Source organism: Streptomyces mobaraensis NBRC 13819 = DSM 40847, from assembly GCF_017916255.1.
GTDB classification, from domain to species: Bacteria; Actinomycetota; Actinomycetes; order Streptomycetales; family Streptomycetaceae; genus Streptomyces; species Streptomyces mobaraensis.
Window position 1 is genome coordinate 1,871,197 of record NZ_CP072827.1, and the last position, 16,292, is coordinate 1,887,488.

Annotated in this window: 13 protein-coding genes and 1 pseudogene; 6 read left to right on the forward strand and 8 right to left on the reverse strand. The window is 72.3% G+C overall.

Translation table 11 applies throughout. The features are described from left to right. The first annotated feature begins 5 nt into the window (after nt 1-5). The 3 genes and pseudogenes from J7W19_RS07585 to J7W19_RS07595 form a co-directional block, all read left to right on the forward strand. A complete protein-coding gene (locus J7W19_RS07585) occupies nt 6-692 on the forward strand; it encodes a maleylpyruvate isomerase family mycothiol-dependent enzyme (protein WP_004948055.1) in 687 nt (228 codons plus the stop codon). Between the two features lie 67 nt (nt 693-759). Then, a complete protein-coding gene (locus J7W19_RS07590; RefSeq protein ID WP_004948056.1) occupies nt 760-1,416 on the forward strand; it encodes an MBL fold metallo-hydrolase in 657 nt (218 codons plus the stop codon). Between the two features lie 252 nt (nt 1,417-1,668). Beyond that, nucleotides 1,669-2,934: pseudogene (locus J7W19_RS07595) on the forward strand (MFS transporter); the annotation flags it as partial. Between the two features lie 129 nt (nt 2,935-3,063). On the opposite strand, the gene J7W19_RS07600 reads toward J7W19_RS07595, so the two are convergent. From J7W19_RS07600 to uvrB, 4 genes are all read right to left on the reverse strand, one after another. After that, the gene (locus J7W19_RS07600; RefSeq protein ID WP_004948060.1) at nt 3,064-4,062 is read right to left on the reverse strand and encodes a TerC family protein; all 999 of its coding nucleotides are present in this window, start codon (nt 4,060-4,062) and stop codon (nt 3,064-3,066) included. 185 nt (nt 4,063-4,247) lie between these two features. Then, nucleotides 4,248-6,188: a TerD family protein gene (locus J7W19_RS07605; RefSeq protein ID WP_004948061.1), complete on the reverse strand. Its 1,941-nt coding sequence runs from the start codon at nt 6,186-6,188 to the stop codon at nt 4,248-4,250. A gap of 122 nt (nt 6,189-6,310) precedes the next feature. Beyond that, entirely contained in the window at nt 6,311-6,889 is a 579-nt protein-coding gene (locus tag J7W19_RS07610; RefSeq protein WP_004948062.1) for a TerD family protein, read from the reverse strand. 270 nt (nt 6,890-7,159) lie between these two features. Continuing rightward, complete coding sequence (gene uvrB, locus J7W19_RS07615; RefSeq protein ID WP_004948063.1) at nt 7,160-9,292, reverse strand: excinuclease ABC subunit UvrB; 2,133 nt, start codon at nt 9,290-9,292, stop codon at nt 7,160-7,162. Between the two features lie 229 nt (nt 9,293-9,521). Between uvrB and J7W19_RS07620 the strand changes: the two genes are divergently transcribed. The 3 genes from J7W19_RS07620 to J7W19_RS07630 all read left to right on the forward strand — a co-directional run bounded on the left by J7W19_RS07620 (nt 9,522) and on the right by J7W19_RS07630 (nt 12,426). After that, entirely contained in the window at nt 9,522-10,484 is a 963-nt protein-coding gene (locus J7W19_RS07620) for a glycerophosphodiester phosphodiesterase (protein ID WP_004948066.1), read from the forward strand. 115 nt (nt 10,485-10,599) lie between these two features. Continuing rightward, nucleotides 10,600-12,054, forward strand: coding sequence for a WGR domain-containing protein (locus tag J7W19_RS07625; RefSeq protein ID WP_004948067.1), 1,455 nt, complete (start codon nt 10,600-10,602; stop codon nt 12,052-12,054). Nucleotides 12,055-12,141: 87 nt separating this feature from the next. Then, nucleotides 12,142-12,426 (forward strand): DUF6343 family protein, encoded by a 285-nt coding sequence (locus J7W19_RS07630; protein WP_004948069.1) that lies wholly within the window; start codon nt 12,142-12,144, stop codon nt 12,424-12,426. Nucleotides 12,427-12,441: 15 nt separating this feature from the next. Here J7W19_RS07630 and J7W19_RS07635 read toward each other — a convergent pair whose 3' ends face one another. The 4 genes from J7W19_RS07635 to rpsA form a co-directional block, all read right to left on the reverse strand. After that, the gene (locus J7W19_RS07635; RefSeq protein ID WP_040890781.1) at nt 12,442-12,810 is read right to left on the reverse strand and encodes a tetratricopeptide repeat protein; all 369 of its coding nucleotides are present in this window, start codon (nt 12,808-12,810) and stop codon (nt 12,442-12,444) included. A 97-nt stretch (nt 12,811-12,907) separates the two neighbouring features. Then, complete coding sequence (gene coaE, locus J7W19_RS07640) at nt 12,908-13,522, reverse strand: dephospho-CoA kinase (RefSeq protein ID WP_004948071.1); 615 nt, start codon at nt 13,520-13,522, stop codon at nt 12,908-12,910. A gap of 25 nt (nt 13,523-13,547) precedes the next feature. Continuing rightward, on the reverse strand, nt 13,548-14,492 hold the full coding sequence (locus J7W19_RS07645) for a proteasome assembly chaperone family protein (RefSeq protein ID WP_004948072.1): 945 nt from the start codon (nt 14,490-14,492) through the stop codon (nt 13,548-13,550). Nucleotides 14,493-14,652: 160 nt separating this feature from the next. Further along, on the reverse strand, nt 14,653-16,158 hold the full coding sequence (gene rpsA / locus J7W19_RS07650; protein WP_004948073.1) for a 30S ribosomal protein S1: 1,506 nt from the start codon (nt 16,156-16,158) through the stop codon (nt 14,653-14,655). Between the last annotated feature and the right edge of the window lie 134 nt (nt 16,159-16,292).

A 16,292-nucleotide genomic window follows, 5' to 3' on the forward strand; every position in this document is an offset into this window, starting at 1 on the left:
GGGCCATGGCTGATCACGAGCACGACCTCGCCCTGGTCGGCGAGGCCACCGACCGGCTGCTGACCGCCGTGGCCAAGCTCCCGGAGCCCGCCCTCGCCGAAGCCTCCCGGCTCCCCGGCTGGACCCGCGGCCACGTCCTGGCCCATCTCTCGCGCAACGCCGACGCCCTGGTCAACGTGCTCGCCGGACGGCCGATGTACGCCGACGCGGCGGTCCGGGACGCCGACATCGAACGGGACGCCCCGCGCCCCCTCGCCGTCCACCTCGCCGACCTGCGGGACAGCTCACGGCGCTTCCTGGAGGCGGCCGCCGCCCCCGGCGACCTCTCCCGCACGGTCACCCTCCGCAACGGCGTCACGGACCGCGCCTCCCGGGTCCCCTTCCGGCGGCTGATCGAGGTCGAGCTGCACCACGTGGACCTCGGCATCGGCTACGGGCTCGCGGACCTGCCCGCCGAGTTCACCGACCGGGAGATCGGCTTCCTGGCCCGGCGGTTCTCGGGCCACCCCGGGGTGCCGCCCCTGCTGCTCGCCGCGGAGGACGGGCGGGAGTGGCGGACGGGCGGGACGGACGGCCCCCGGCTGCGCGTCTCCGGCCCCGCGCCCGCGCTGCTGGGCTGGCTCGCGGGCCGGAACGACGCCGCCGCCCTGGACACCGGCGGGAGCCCCGTCCCGGCCCTGCCTCCGCTGTGACGCCGGGTACGGCCGCGGGGCCGGCCGCCCACGGCCCGTTGCCGTACCGAGGAACTAGGCTGATCCCATGGCATACACGGGAGCGGTGAAGGTCGGCGGGCCCGCCGACGTACACGAGCTGACCGATCTGATCATCTCCAAGGTCGCGGTCGGTCCGATGCACAACAACGCCTATCTGCTGCGCTGTCGCGCGACGGACGAGCAGCTGCTGATCGACGCCGCCGCCGAGCCGCACACGCTGCTCGGCCTGATCGGCGACGGCGGGATCGCCTCGGTCGTCACCACCCACCGGCACGGCGACCACTGGGGCGCGCTGCGCGAGGTCGTGGACGCCACCGGTGCCCGCACCTACGCGGGGCGGTACGACGCCGAGGGCATCCCGGTGCCCACGGACATGCCCGTCGAAGACGGCGACGAGATCCGGGTGGGCCGGGTGCCCCTCACCGCCGTCCACCTGGTCGGCCACACGCCGGGCAGCATCGCGCTGGTCTACGACGACCCGCACGGCCACCCGCACGTCTTCACCGGCGACTGCCTGTTCCCGGGCGGCGTCGGCAACACGCACGACGACCCCACCGCGTTCGCCAGCCTGATCGGCGATGTGGAGACCAAGCTCTTCGGGCGGCTTCCGGACGAGACCTGGGTCTATCCCGGACACGGCGCGGACACCACCCTCGGCGCCGAGCGGCCGCACCTCGCGGAGTGGCGCGAGCGCGGCTGGTGAGACGGATGTGACGGCGGCGCCGGGCTCTCCGGCGTTCCGCCGGGGGGGCGCACGTCCGCCGTGAGGCGCCGGGGGGCGCGCGTCCATCGCAGGACAACCGGAAGCGGAGGTTCCTTCGCGCCCCCGGAAACGCGTCCGCGCGCCCCGTGTCCCGTACCGGCACGGGAAGTTGGACGGTACATGCACCGTGACGGCTCCCCCACCGGTTCTGCCGGCCCCACCGGTCCTGCCGGCCCCACCGGTCTCCCCGCCATGCTCCGCCTGGCAACGGCCTCCCTCGTCGGGACGGCCATCGAGTTCTACGACTTCTTCGCCTACGGCACCGCGGCCGCGCTGGTGCTCGGGCCGCTCTTCTTCCCCACCGCCTCGCCCCTGATGGGCACCCTGGCGGCGTTCGGCACCTTCGGAGTGGGCTTCATCGCCCGCCCGCTGGGGTCCGTGCTCTTCGGGCACGTGGGCGACCGGTACGGCAGGCGTCCCGTCCTCGTCGTCTCCCTGCTGCTGACCGGCGTCGCCACCGTCGCCGTCGGGCTGGTGCCCCCGTACGCCGCGATCGGCGCCGCCGCCCCGCTGCTCCTCCTCGTCCTGCGCTTCCTCCAGGGGCTGGGCCTCGGCGGCGAGTGGGGCGGTGCCGTACTGCTCACCACCGAACACGCCCCCGCGCACCGCCGCGCGCTGTGGTCGTGCTTCCCCCAACTCGGCCCTCCCCTGGGCTTCCTGCTCGCCAACGGCATCACCCTCGGCCTCTCCGTCGGCCTCACCGACGCGCAGTTCCGCTCCTGGGGCTGGCGGGTGCCGTTCTGGGTGGCGGGCGTGCTCGCGGTCGGCGGCATGCTGCTCCGCAACCGGATCAGCGAGTCCCCCGAGTTCCACGCGCTCGCTCCCGGGCAGCGGGCCCCACTGCCGATCGCCGAGGTGGCACGCGACCACTGGCGGCTCGTCCTGCTCTCCGCCGGCGGGCTGGCCATGGGCTACGCGGTCTACTACACGGTCACCACCTGGGCCCTCGCCTACGGCACCGAACAGCTCGGCGTCGACCGCACCGTCATGCTGGTCTGCGTCATGGTGGCGGTCGTCGCCTCGGGCGTCGTCACCCCGCCGCTCGCCCTCCTCGGCGACCGCGTCGGACGCCGCCCGCTGTGCCTGGCCGGCTGCGTGGCCGTCGTCCTGTGGATGTTCCCGATGGTCGCCCTGCTGCACACCGGGAACCCCGTGCTGATGACGGTGGGCTTCGTGGTGGCGATGCTGGCCTTCATGATCGCGTTCGCCGTGGTCGGCGCGTACCTGCTGGAACTCTACGCGCCCCGGGTGCGCTGCACGGGCGCCACCGTCGGCTACAACCTCGCGGGCATCCTGGGCGGCGCCGTCACCCCGCTGGTCGCCACGGCGGTCACCCGGGGGGACCGGCCGCCCTGGGGAGTGGCCGTCTACCTGGTCGCCGTCGCGCTGCTCAGCCTGGTCTGCTTCGCCCTGCTGCCGGAGACCCGGCCCGCGTCCACGGAGGAGACCCGGCCCGCGGCCCCGGAGGTGCCGGACGCCCCGCCGGGGGTCACGCCGAGCGCCGCGCCCGAGGCGACACCGGTCACCGCCCCGCGGATCGGGCTCCCGGGCCCGCGGAACGGCGCGAGCACCTGGGAACGCGTCGGCTCAGACGTCCGCGTGGACGTCAGCGCCCTCCCGGCTCCCCTCGGCGCCGGCCCGCTCGGCCTTGGCCGAGGCACGCAGGCTGGTGACCGTGGTGACGGCGAGCACCGCGCAGATGACGCCCAGCGAGACCGGAATGCTGATCTCCGGCACCGGCACCCCACTCTCGTGGAGGGCGTGCAGCACCAGCTTGACGCCGATGAAGCCGAGGATCACCGACAGCCCGTACGAGAGGTGGACCAGCTTCCGCAGCAGGCCGCCTATCAGGAAGTACAGCTGGCGCAGACCCATGAGGGCGAAGGCGTTGGCCGTGAAGACGATGTACGCGTCCTGGGTGAGGCCGAAGATCGCCGGGATTGAGTCCAGGGCGAAGAGGACGTCGGTGGTGCCGATCGCCAGCATGACGATCAGCATCGGCGTCATCAGGCGCCGTCCCCCCTCCACGACGAAGAGCTTGGTGCCGTGGTACCGGTCCGTGGAGGGGAAGCGGCGTTCGACCGCCTTCAGGAAGCGGTTCTCCTCGAACTCTTCCTCCTCCTCGTCCCCGCGGGCCTCCTGGATGAGCTTCCAGGCGGTCCAGACGAGGAACGCCCCGAAGATGTAGAAGACCCAGGAGAAGTTGGCGATGATCGCCGCGCCGGCGCCGATGAACACGGCCCGCAGGACGAGGGCTATGAGCACGCCCACCATCAGCACCCGTTGCTGGTAGGCGGCGGGCACCGCGAACTTGCCCATGATCAGGACGAAGACGAAGAGGTTGTCGACGCTCAGCGACTTCTCGGTGATGTAGCCGGCGAAGAACTCGCCCGCCGGCTGTCCGCCGCCGAGGAACAGCAGGCCCAGACCGAACAGTCCCGCGAGGACCACCCAGACGACCGTCCAGGTACCGGCCTCTCTGAGGGTGACCTCGTGCGGCTTCCGGCCGCCGATGAAGAAGTCGGCGGCGATCAGGGCGCAGAGACCGGCGACGGTCACCAGCCACAGCGTCAGGGAGACGTCCACGGGACCTCCGGCATCTCGTACGGCAACTTCCAGCGTCGTCGCTGCCGGAGGCTCCTTCCACTCGCCGGTTCACCCGGCACCCCGGGTGCCGGCCGACGCCCGGGGTCGCCTCCGCATCACCAACGGTACAGGAAGCACCAAGAAAGAGTAAAGAGAATCCCAAGTGGCCGCCAAGGCGGGACCGGTCAGAGTCCGTAGGCCCGCCTCGCCTGCCCCACCTGCCACAGCACTTGCCGCACCACATCACTGCCGGCCGGAGCCAGCGACGGCTCGTACGTCCAGGCGTGCCGCACCCACGGATCGGCCAGGTGGTCGTCGGGCACCGGGGTGATCCGCAGCAGCGAGCGCCACAGCGGATCGAGGACGGGGCCGAAGCCGCGGGAGTCCTCCCGGTCGGCCACCATCATCAGGTGCACGCCCACGGCGGGACCCTCGTCCGCGAGGTAGCGGAGCTGGGTGACCGCGCGGTCGTCGAAGCCGTGCGGGAAGTCGTTGACGATCAGCAGCTGCTCGGCGGTGTCCAGGTCGGGCGGCAGCGCGTCGGCGGCTCCGCTGCGGACCGCCATCTGCACCAGGTCGACGCGCCGGGTGAGCTCGGTCAGGACGGCGGCGACCCCTTGGGCCCCGGCCACCGGGGGCCGCACCAGCACCCCGTGCTCGACGAGCGGCGCCAGGGCGGCCGAGGCCGATCCGGCCGGGTCGAGGACGTGCACGGCGAACTCGCCGACGGGATGCACCGCCAGCAGCCGCGCGGCGTGCGCCACGGCGCAGTCCATGGCCAGTCGGCGCAGCTCGGCGGGGTCGGCCATGTCCGTGCCGGAGCCGGTGGCGCGGCCGCAGTCGACCCACAGGCCGCGCTGGAGCGGCAGCCGGACCAGCATGGGGATGCGCAGGCCCCGCCGCTCCGGCAGGTGCAGATCGCCCAGTCGCAGCGCCATCGGCGTCTCCAGGGGCGCCTGGTAGGCGTGCCAGACGGGGCTGTCCCAGCGGGCGAGGGCGGGCGGCAGCGCGTGCTCGACGACCTCGGCCTCGGCGGTGAGCTGGGCGAGATCGCGGTCGAGCACGGCACGGGCCTGCTCGACGAGCCCGCCGTGCTTGGCGCGTGCCGCCTCACGGGCCGCGTCGGCGGCCGGACCGACCCGGGTGGCCGGGTCGGAGAGCACCCGGTCGAGCTCCTTCTCCAGCCGTGACTCGGCGAAGCCGACCGCGCTGCGGTACGCGGCGGTGCTCCGGGCCAGATCCTCGAACATCCCCCACACCTGGTTGTACAGGCGCTCCTCCATCGTCCAGCCGGCGGCGTCCCCGGCCACGGGCTCCGGTGGCGTCCCCGGCCGGGCGGCCGGGGTGGCGGGGGCGGGCTGCGGGGGCTCGGTGGCCCGGCGGCGCGGGTGCCGGTAGTCGACCGGACCGGCCGGGGACGGGGTCTCGGGCGCGGGGACGGCCTGCGGGGCGGCGGCCGGCGCCGCCTCCGGGACGGCCGGCTGGGCGGGCCAGTCCACCGCCGTCCCGGCGTGCCGGCAGCCGCTCCCGGCGTGCCGCGCCGAGGGCTGCGACGCGGAGAGCACCGTGGCGCTCCCGGCCGCCTCCGCCTCGACGCCCGCGGCGAGTTCGGCGGCACGGTCCACCCCGAGGTCGCGGAAGAGCTCGGCGAGACCGCCCGCGTAGCCCTGGCCGACGGCCCGGACGCGCCAGGCACCCTGCCGGCGGTAGAGCTCCAGGGCCACCAGGGCGGTCTCGGCGTCCAGTTCGGTGACGGTGAAGCTGGCGATGTCGTCGCCGCCGGCTTCGGCCAGGGCGACGAACGGCGCGGCCGTCGCCCCGAACCGTGCCGGGCCCCGGCCGCCGGGCGGCAGGGCGAGGAGTACGTGCACGCGGTGCACCGAGTCGGGCAGGGCGTCCAGTTCGACGGAGAGCCGCTGCGCCGCGGCGACACCGGCCGGCACCTCCACACCCGGCAGCCGCGGGGAGCCGGGTGTGGAGGTGCCGACCCGTCCGGCGTCCGGAACCCTGCCGTCCGCGCCGCCGAGCGCGGCCCCCACCACCACCGGATCCCCCGCCGAGACCCGGATCTCCAACCGGCTCCCGGTCAGCGGGTGGTTCTGCCCCCGTACCAGCTCGGCCGTCATCGCCCTGCTCCCCCTCCTCTGGTGTGCTGTGCGCCGCCGCGGCCCGGTGGCACCACGCCACCGGGCCGTTCCGTACTGTCCGTGCTCCGTGTCCGCCCCGTCGGACCCGCCCCCGGCGGGGGCTACAGGATGGTCGCGATCACCGGGTAGAGGTCGTGGATCGTGCGGCCGTTGGACGGGGTGCCGATGGCCGTCATCTGCCAGCCGCCGCCCACGCGGTGGACCTTCGCCATGATCTGCGCGGTGTACGGGCCGCCGCCGTCGAGCGTGTAGCGGGCCAGCTCCTGGCCGGTGTTGTCGTCGACCAGCCGGCAGTGGGCGCTGGTGATCTCGGAGAAGGTCTGCCCGCTGAAGGAGTTCACCGCGAAGACGATCTGGTCGACGTGGACGGGCACCCGGTCGAGGTCGACCAGGATCGTCTCGTCGTCGCCGCCGGTGCCGGCGCCGCCGACCAGGTTGTCACCGGTGTGCCGCACCGAACCGTCGTGGCTCACCAGGTGGTTGAACCAGACGTCGTCGATGTGCTGGCCGTCGGCGAACATGCTCGCGGAGGCGTCGAGGTCGATCTCCTTGGTGCGCGACCTGAACAGTCCCCGGCGCGGGGCCGACTTCCAGCCCAGCCCCATCCGCACCGCGGTCAGGCTTCCCCCGCCGGCCTTCTGCAGGCTGATGCCCTGACCCTTGGACAAGTTGACTGTCACGCGCGGTCCCTTCTCATTCGTCGTTCGGTCACCGTCGTACGGCGTCGTACGGTGTTTCCCCCCGGAACGCCGCGCGCGTGCGCGGCGCATGGGAACGACCCTATGCACTCCCGCTCTCGCCTGCTTCACCCAGGGCGGTTTGTGGCGGTCTTGCAACATCTCCGCCGGGCCCATTCCGGAACAAAGGGATAAAGGGCCGGACAGCGGAACCATGGCTTCCGCCCGACGGCCCGGCGGTGCGCTCCGCCGGGCCGTCGGGCGGACGCGCCGTCAGGCGACCCCCGCCTCCTTCATCTGCCGCAGCTCCTTCTTCAGCTCGCCCACCTCGTCGCGCAGCCGCGCGGCGACCTCGAACTGGAGCTCCGCCGCGGCGGCCCGCATGCGGTCCGTCATGTCCTCGATCAGCTGGGCGAGTTCCGCCGCCGGCCGATCGGTCGCGACGGCCGCCTTCGCCTTGCCCTTCTTGCCGCCGCCCGCGGCCGTCGGGACGGGAGCCTTCCCCTTCTTCTCGCCGCCCTTGCCCTCCGCCGGCTTCCGGTAGCCCGTGCCCAGCAGCTCCTGGGTGTCGATCTCCTCGCGGACGATGGTGGCGACGATGTCACCGATCTTCTTCCGCAGCGGCTGCGGGTCGATGCCCCGCTCCTTGTTGTACGCGATCTGCTTGGCGCGGCGCCGGTTGGTCTCCTCGATGGCCTTCTCCATCGCCGGCGTGATCTTGTCGGCGTACATATGGACCTGGCCGGAGACGTTGCGCGCCGCGCGGCCGATGGTCTGGATCAGCGAGGTGCCGGAGCGCAGGAAGCCCTCCTTGTCGGCGTCGAGGATCGCCACCAGCGACACCTCGGGCAGGTCGAGGCCCTCGCGCAGCAGGTTGATGCCCACCAGGACGTCGTACTCGCCGGCCCGCAACTCGCGCAGCAGCTCGACACGGCGCAGGGTGTCGACGTCGCTGTGCAGGTAGCGCACCTGGATACCGAGCTCCAGGAAGTAGTCCGTCAGGTCCTCGGCCATCTTCTTGGTGAGCGTCGTGACCAGGACCCGCTCGTCCTTCTCGGTGCGCTTGCGGATCTCGTGCACCAAGTCGTCGATCTGGCCCTCGGTCGGCTTGACGACGACCTCCGGGTCGACCAGGCCCGTGGGCCGGATGATCTGCTCGACGTAGCCGTCGGATTTCGCCAGCTCGTACTTCCCCGGCGTCGCCGACAGATAGACGGTCTGCCCGATGCGCTCGGTGAACTCCTCCCACTTCAGCGGGCGGTTGTCCATGGCGGACGGCAGCCGGAAGCCGTGCTCGACCAGGGTGCGCTTGCGGGAGGCGTCACCCTCGTACATGGCGCCGATCTGCGGCACGGTGACGTGCGACTCGTCGATGACGAGGAGGAAGTCGTCCGGGAAGAAGTCCAGCAGGGTGTTGGGCGGGGAGCCGGGCTCGCGGTCGTCCATGTGCAGCGAGTAGTTCTCGATGCCGGAGCAGGAGCCGATCTGCCGCATCATCTCGATGTCGTACGTGGTGCGCATGCGCAGCCGCTGGGCCTCCAGCAGCTTGCCCTGCTTCTCCATGCGCGCCAGGGTCTCCTCCAGCTCCGCCTCGATCCCGGCGATGGCCTTCTCCATCCGCTCGGGGCCGGCGACGTAGTGGCTGGCGGGGAAGACGTACAGCTCCTGATCGTCCGAGATGACCTCGCCGGTCAGCGGGTGCAGCGTGGACAGCGCCTCGATCTCGTCGCCGAACATCTCGATGCGGACGGCCAGTTCCTCGTAGACCGGGAAGATCTCGATGGTGTCCCCGCGCACCCGGAAGGTGCCCCGGGTGAAGGCCAGGTCGTTCCGCGTGTACTGGATCTCCACGAAACGGCGGAGCAGCTCGTCCCGGTCGATCTCCTCGCCCACCTTGAGCGGAACCATGCGGTCCACGTACTCCTGGGGCGTGCCCAGGCCGTAGATGCAGGACACGGAGGCCACCACGACCACGTCCCGCCGGGTCAGCAGCGAGTTGGTCGCCGAGTGGCGCAGCCGCTCCACCTCCTCGTTGATCGAGGAGTCCTTCTCGATGTAGGTGTCCGACTGCGGGACGTACGCCTCGGGCTGGTAGTAGTCGTAGTACGAGACGAAGTACTCGACCGCGTTGTTGGGCAGGAGCTCGCGGAACTCGTTGGCGAGCTGGGCCGCGAGCGTCTTGTTGGGCGCCATGACGAGCGTCGGCCGCTGAAGCTTCTCGATCATCCACGCCGTGGTCGCCGACTTGCCGGTACCGGTCGCGCCGAGCAGGACGACGTCCTTCTCACCCGCGCGGATGCGCTTCTCCAGCTCGGCGATGGCAGCCGGCTGGTCACCGCTGGGCTGGTAGGGGCTGACGACCTCGAAAGGCGCCACTTTGCGTTCGATCTGGGAAACGGGCCGCATGGAACCACCGTACGACCTGCCACTGACAACGGCCGGTGCGACGGCCCTCACCTGCGGTTTTCCCAGATGGACCGGAGGTGAGGATCCGGTGGACGATCCACTGCCCGGCCGCCCTTCCTGCTGCGCGGGGGCCGGGGTTTCCGGTACGACTGTCTTCGTACGCCCGTCTCCGTACGCCATGGACCGGTCGCCGGCGCGCCCGGCACCCCGGACGCCTCGAGGAGTCCCGATGCGCATCCGCCCCGCCTCCCCCGTGACCCGCACCCTCCTGGGCCTGGCCGTGACCGCCCCGGTCGCGCTGGGCCTCGTCGCACCGGCCGCCGAGGCCGCGCCGGACACCGCTGCCACGGCACGCGCCCGGGTTCCGCTCACGATCGGGCACCGCGGGGTGCCGGTCCAGGCCCCCGAGAACACCCTGGCCTCCATCGACAGAGCCGCCCGGCTGGGCGTCCGCTGGGTCGAGAACGACGTCCAGCGCACCAAGGACGGCAAGCTGGTCGTCATCCACGACACCACCCTCACCCGGACCACCGACGTCAAGAAGCGCTTCCCGGACCGGGCGCCCTGGAAGGTCGGCGACTTCACCCTGGCCGAGATCCGCAAGCTGGACGCGGGCAGCTGGTTCGACCGCCGCTTCGCCGGCGAGCGCGTCCCCACCCTGGACAGCTACCTCCGGCGCGTCGACCACAACCGCCAGAAGCTGCTCCTGGAGGTCAAGGCGCCCGAGCTGTACCCCGGCATCGAGCGCCAGCTCGTGGCGGAGCTCCGCAGGACCGGCTGGCTCGACCGGCGGCACGTCGGCGGCCGACTGGTCGTCCAGAGCTTCAACGCCGCCTCGCTCCGCGCCTTCCACGGCCTCCGCCCCGAAGTGAAGACCGGCTTCCTCGGCGCGCCGAAGCCCGCCGAACTCCGCGACTACGCCAAGTTCGCCGACCAGATCAACCCCGACCACACCAAGGTCGACGCGGCCTGGGTGCGGTCGGTGCACGGCGTCAAGGGTCCGCACGGCCGGCGGCTGGAGATCTCCGCCTGGACCGTGGACGACCCGGACCGCGCGGTCGCCCTGGCCCGCCTCGGCGTGGACGCGATCATCACCAACGCCCCGCACGTCATCGCGGACGCGCTGGAGGAGGCCGACGAGGACACGGCCGGCCGCCCGCTCACCCTCGCCGACCTTCCCGACGCGGCCTGACCGTTCGCTCCGCACCCCCGCCGACCTGCGGAAACGGCCCGTTGTCAGTGGCACCCCCTAACGTGCCGGGCAGTGAAGGGCGGCCTGCCGAGGCCGCCGGGGAAGGGGGCCTGCCATGTCCGTCACACCGTCCGCGTCCGCCGCGTCCGAGCGCACCTACCTGGAGCTGTCGCAAGAGGGCGCCGGCGCGCACAAGTTCTACGGGGTGACGGTGGACGGCACGACCGTCACCGTCCGCTACGGCCGGATCGGAGCGGCGGGCCAGGTGCAGACCTCGTCCTTCGCCACCGAGGACAAGGCCCGGGCCGCCGCCGCGAAGAAGGTCGGGGAGAAGGTCCGCAAGGGCTACGCGCCGGCCGTCCCGGGCGGCCGGGCCGCCCGCCCGGTGACGCGCCGCCAGGTGTCGTCGGCGCCCTCGACCGCCCGCGCGGTCGCCCCGGTGCTGTGGCGCTTCCGCACGGGCGCCGCGGCCTTCGGCATCCACGTCGACGAGGAGCGCTGCTGGGTCGGCAACCAGGCCGGCGACGTCTTCACCCTCGGTCACGGCGGCGAGGTCCTCGCCCGCTACAAGCTGCCGGACGGCGTCAAGTGCCTGGTGGCGGACGACTTCTGGATCTACGCCGGGTGCGACGACGGCACCGTCTACGACCTGTCGTCCAAGCTGCCCTTCGCGGCCTACGAGGTCACCCCCTCCGTCGACATCTTCTGGCTGGACATCCACGAGGGCGTGCTCAACGTGGCCGACCGGGACGGCGGTCTGACCGTCATCGACCACGAGGACGAGCACCAGTGGTCGCGCCGCAGCGACGGCACCTACGCGTGGATGGTCCGCCGGGACGCGCACGCCGTCTACCACGGCCACTCCGCGGGCGTGACCGCCTACGCCCCCGACGGCGGCGGCCGGCTCTGGCACAGCCCGACCGACGGCCCGGTCCTCTTCGGCTGGCAGGAGGACCGCTCCGTCTACGCGGGCACCGCCCGGCGCAGCGTGCAGCGGCTGTCGAAGGCGACGGGCCGCGTGGAGGCGACCTACCGGTGCGACGCGGTCGTCTACTCCTGCGCCACCGCCCCCGGCGGCCGCTACGTCTTCGCGGGCGACAACTCCTCGTCCGTCTACTGCTTCGACGCCGACGGCACCCGGCTGTGGAAGCTCGGCACCGGCAGCGGCTCGGCGCTGTCCATGCAGTACCTGGACGAGCGGCTGTACATGGTCACCACCGACGGCTCCCTGGTGTGCGTGGACGCCTCGGACACCGCGGTCGCCGCGGCCCGCTCCGGCACCGTCCCGGTGCCGCGCGACATCAAGTCGGCCGCCGCCCTGCCCACCTACACCCCGGCGACCACGGTGGCCACGGTCGACGCCGTCCCCGCGTCGGGCGTCGTGGTCGAGTGCGTCCAGGAGGGCGGACGGCTCCGCGTGCACGTGGTCTCCGAGGGCTACGAGCCGGCCTGGAACGTCCAGTTCCCGCGCCACATCCGCCGGGCGGGCGCCCGCTACGTCGTCGACGCGCTGGCACCGGCCTCCGGAGGCTTCTACCGCGTCCGCGGCGAGATACGGCAGCTCGTCTGACCCGGGAGCGGTCGCGCGACGCGGCCACCGGTCCGGGTTCTCCCCGTCCCGGTGGCGGGTGGATGCTGGGAGGAGGAGGTGGCGCCCATGCGTACGGGAAACGAGCCCCTCACGGCCCGCAGCCCGCTGCGGCTGCGCTGCGGGCTGGCCGTTCTCGGCCTGGTGTTCTCCGGCGCGGGAGCCGCGCTGTTCGCCCTCACCCGGCATCCCGGCTGGGCGGCTGCCTTCGCGGCCCTGGCGCTGGTGACCATCGCCGACCTGTCGGTGGTGATCCACCACATCCGCCAGGGCGCGCACTACCAGCCCGGCCGCGACGTGCCGCCCTACGAGCCGCTCGAGGACGACAGACCGCCGCCGGGTCCACGACCCTGACCGCGCCGGGCGGCCTCAGCCCTTCTCGTCGAAGCGGGCCGCCGCCACGAAGTCCGGCCGGGGGTCGAGCGCCGCGGCGAGCCGGAAGTGCCGTACGGCTTCCTCGGGCCGCCCCGAGCGTACGAGCGTCCGCCCGAGGGCGAAGTGGGCGAAGGCGTTGTCCGGTTCGCGCTCCAGCACGTGCTGGAACTCGCGCTCGGCCGGCCGGAGCCGGGCGGCGGCGAAGTAGGCGCGGGCCCGCAGCAGGCGGGCCGCGGTGTTCTCCGGATGGGAGGCGATGACCGAGTCCAGCAGCTTGACCGCGCCGCGCGGATCGCGGGCGTCCAGCAGCCGCTCGGCGGAGCGGAAGTCGATGACGTGGGTCTCGGGTGTCGGCTCGGCCACGGGCACGGTCCCTTCCCTCTCGATAACCCCGAAGGATGCGGCCCGCACAACACCGGGGCGTCAAGCCCTATTCCCGGCCGCGCCCCGCAGGGCGCCCTCAGGTCTCCCGCCGCCCCTCCGCCGCACGCGCGCACAGCCCCGCCCACACCTCGTCCACCCGGGCCTCCAGCTCGGCCACCGGACCGTCGTTGGGGATCACGATGTCGGCCGCCGCGAGCCGCTGTTCCCGGGTGGCCTGGGCGGCCATCCGGGCGCGCGCCTCCTCCGGCGCCATGCCCCGCAGCCGCACCAGCCGGTCCAGCCGTGTCTCCTCCCGGGCGTCGACCACGACGACCAGGTCGTACAGCGGGGCCAGGCCGTTCTCGACCAGGAGCGGCACATCGTGCACGACGACCGCGTCCGGCGCCGCCGCGGCCTCCAGCTCGGCCGACCGGGCCCGGACCAGCGGATGGACGATGGCGTTCAGCGCGGCCAGCCGCCCGGCGTCGGCGAAGACGACGGAGCCGAGGCGGGGGCGGTCCAGGGAGCCGTCCGGAGCCAGCACCTCCGGCCCGAACTCCGCGACGACCGCGGCCAGTCCGGCCGTCCCCGGCTCCACCACCTCCCGCGCGATCCGGTCCGAGTCGACGATCACCGCTCCGTGCGCGGCCAGCCGCCGCGACACCTCGCTCTTGCCCGCGCCGATACCGCCCGTGAGACCCACCTTCAGCATGGGCCCCACGCTATCGGCCGCCGGTTCACCGGCCGCCCTCGCCCTCCCGGTCGGCGAGGAACCGCTCGAACTCCGCCCCGAGTTCGTCCGCGGAGGGCAGTTCCAGCGGCTCGGCGACGAGGTTCCCGCGGGTCTCGGCACCCGCCATCGCGTCGTACTGGTGCTCCAGCCCGCGGACGAGCGCCACCAGCTCCTCGTCCCCCTCGGCCACCTGCCGCTCGATCTCCTCCTGGGTGCGCAGCGCCTGACTGCGCAGCGCGTGCGCGGCGTTGGGCAGCACCAGGCCGGTGGCCGAGGTGATCGCCTCCAGCGTGACCAGCGCGGCGTCCGGGTAGGGCGAGCGGGCGACGTAGTGCGGGACGTGCGCGGCGATGCCCAGGACGTCGTGGCCCGCCTCCGTCAGCCGGTACTCGATCAGCGCCTCGGCGCTGCCGGGCACCTGTGCCTCGTCGAAGTGGCCGCGGTGGCCCGGGACCAGCTCCGCGCGGTTGCCGTGCGGGGTGATGCCGACGGGGCGGGTGTGCGGCACGCCCATCGGGATGCCGTGGAAGTTGACCGAAAGGCGTACGTTCAGCCGCTCGACCAACTGCCGTACGGCGGCGGCGAACCGCTCCCACTCGACGTCCGGCTCCGGCCCGGACAGCAGGAGGAACGGCGCGCCGGTGGCGTCCTGGACCAGCCGCAGCTCGATCTTCGGCGTCTCGTAGGCGCTCCAGCGGTCCCGCTGGAAGGTCAGCAGTGGCCGGCGCGCCCGGTAGTCGACGAGCCTGTCGTGGTCGAAGCGGGCCACGACCTGGTTCGGCAGTTGGTCGAGCAGCCGCTCGACGATCTGCTCACCGGTCGCTCCGGCGTCGATGTAGCCCTCGAAGTGGTAGAGCATGACCAGGCCGGCGGTTTCCTGAGCCAGGGCCAGGTCGGCCACGGCGAGCCCCTTGGGCTCCCATTCGTACAAACCCTGCGGATCCAACACGGTGACCGTTCCTCCTCATGTTCCTTGGGAGGGAACGCCCTTGACCGCCGCCGCCATTCCCGGGGGCGGCGCGCACGCCCCGGAACGCGCGTGAGGCCCGCTCCCCCGAAGGGGGACGGGCCTCACGTCAGCCTGCGGTCACCCGCGGCCGGTCAGAGCCTCAGCTCTGGCCGCCGGCGAGCTTCTCGCGGAGGGCGGCCAGCGCCTCGTCCGACGCCAGGGCGCCGGAGCTGTCGGCCGACTCCGAGGAGTACGAACCGCCGGAGACGTTGCCGGCACCGGAGGCGGCGGCCGGAGCGGCAGCACCCTCGGCAGCGGCCTGCTCGTCGGCCTCGCGGGACTTGATGACCTGCGCCTGGTGCTGCTCGAAGCGCTGCTGCGCCTCGGCGTACTGGCGCTCCCACTCCTCGCGCTGCTTCTCGTAGCCCGGCAGCCAGTCGTTGGCCTCGGGGTCGAAGCCCTCGGGGTAGATGTAGTTGCCCTGGTCGTCGTAGGACGCGGCCATGCCGTACAGGGTCGGGTCGAACTCGACCACGGACGGGTCGGCACCGAAGGACTCGTTCGCCTGCTTCAGCGAGAGGCTGATGCGGCGGCGCTCGAGGTCGATGTCGATGACCTTGACGAAGATCTCGTCGTTGACCTGGACGACCTGCTCCGGGATCTCCACGTGGCGCTCGGCCAGCTCGGAGATGTGGACCAGGCCCTCGATGCCCTCGTCGACGCGGACGAACGCACCGAACGGAACGAGCTTGGTGACCTTACCCGGGACGACCTGACCGATCTGGTGGGTCCGGGCGAACTGCTGCCACGGGTCTTCCTGGGTGGCCTTGAGCGACAGGGAGACGCGCTCGCGGTCCATGTCGACGTCCAGGACCTCGACCGTGACCTCCTGGCCGACCTCGACGACCTCGGACGGGTGGTCGATGTGCTTCCAGGACAGCTCGGAGACGTGGACGAGACCGTCGACGCCGCCCAGGTCCACGAAGGCACCGAAGTTGACGATGGAGGAGACGACGCCGGAGCGCACCTGACCCTTCTGGAGGGTGGTGAGGAAGGTCTGGCGGACCTCGCTCTGGGTCTGCTCCAGCCAGGCGCGGCGGGACAGGACCACGTTGTTGCGGTTCTTGTCCAGCTCGATGATCTTCGCCTCGAGCTCCTTGCCCACGTAGGGCTGGAGGTCGCGGACGCGACGCATCTCGACCAGGGAGGCCGGGAGGAAGCCGCGGAGGCCGATGTCGAGGATGAGACCACCCTTGACGACCTCGATGACGGTACCGGTGACGATCCCGTCCTCTTCCTTGATCTTCTCGATGGTGCCCCAGGCACGCTCGTACTGGGCGCGCTTCTTCGAGAGGATCAGGCGGCCTTCCTTGTCCTCCTTCTGGAGAACGAGGGCCTCGACCTGGTCACCGACGCTGACGACCTCATTGGGGTCGACGTCGTGCTTGATCGAGAGCTCGCGGGAAGGGATGACGCCTTCGGTCTTGTAACCGATGTCGAGCAGGACCTCGTCCCGGTCGACCTTCACGATGACGCCGTCGACGATGTCGCCGTCGTTGAAGTACTTGATCGTCTCGTCGATCGCGGCGAGGAAGGCTTCCTCGTTACCGATGTCGTTGACCGCAACCTGCGGGGTGGTGGCGGTGGTCTCGGTGCTGCTCGTCATGTGGGAAAGGGCTCCGGTACGGACATTGAGTCGTAGGTACTGCTACGCCATGAGCCCGTGTATCGCACCGCCGAAGCCGGACAGCTTAGAAGCGCACTATCCGGATGACTCCGGAAGCGCCTCGACAACCGAGG

Coding starts and splice junctions, on each gene's coding strand:
- J7W19_RS07585 (WP_004948055.1), top strand. CDS start 6: ATGGCTGATCACGAGCACGACCTCGCCCTGGTCGGCGAGGCCACCGAC.
- J7W19_RS07590 (WP_004948056.1), top strand. CDS start 760: ATGGCATACACGGGAGCGGTGAAGGTCGGCGGGCCCGCCGACGTACAC.
- J7W19_RS07605 (WP_004948061.1), bottom strand. CDS start 6,188: ATGACGGCCGAGCTGGTACGGGGGCAGAACCACCCGCTGACCGGGAGC.
- uvrB (WP_004948063.1), bottom strand. CDS start 9,292: ATGCGGCCCGTTTCCCAGATCGAACGCAAAGTGGCGCCTTTCGAGGTC.
- J7W19_RS07620 (WP_004948066.1), top strand. CDS start 9,522: ATGCGCATCCGCCCCGCCTCCCCCGTGACCCGCACCCTCCTGGGCCTG.
- J7W19_RS07625 (WP_004948067.1), top strand. CDS start 10,600: ATGTCCGTCACACCGTCCGCGTCCGCCGCGTCCGAGCGCACCTACCTG.
- J7W19_RS07630 (WP_004948069.1), top strand. CDS start 12,142: ATGCGTACGGGAAACGAGCCCCTCACGGCCCGCAGCCCGCTGCGGCTG.
- coaE (WP_004948071.1), bottom strand. CDS start 13,522: ATGCTGAAGGTGGGTCTCACGGGCGGTATCGGCGCGGGCAAGAGCGAG.
- rpsA (WP_004948073.1), bottom strand. CDS start 16,158: ATGACGAGCAGCACCGAGACCACCGCCACCACCCCGCAGGTTGCGGTC.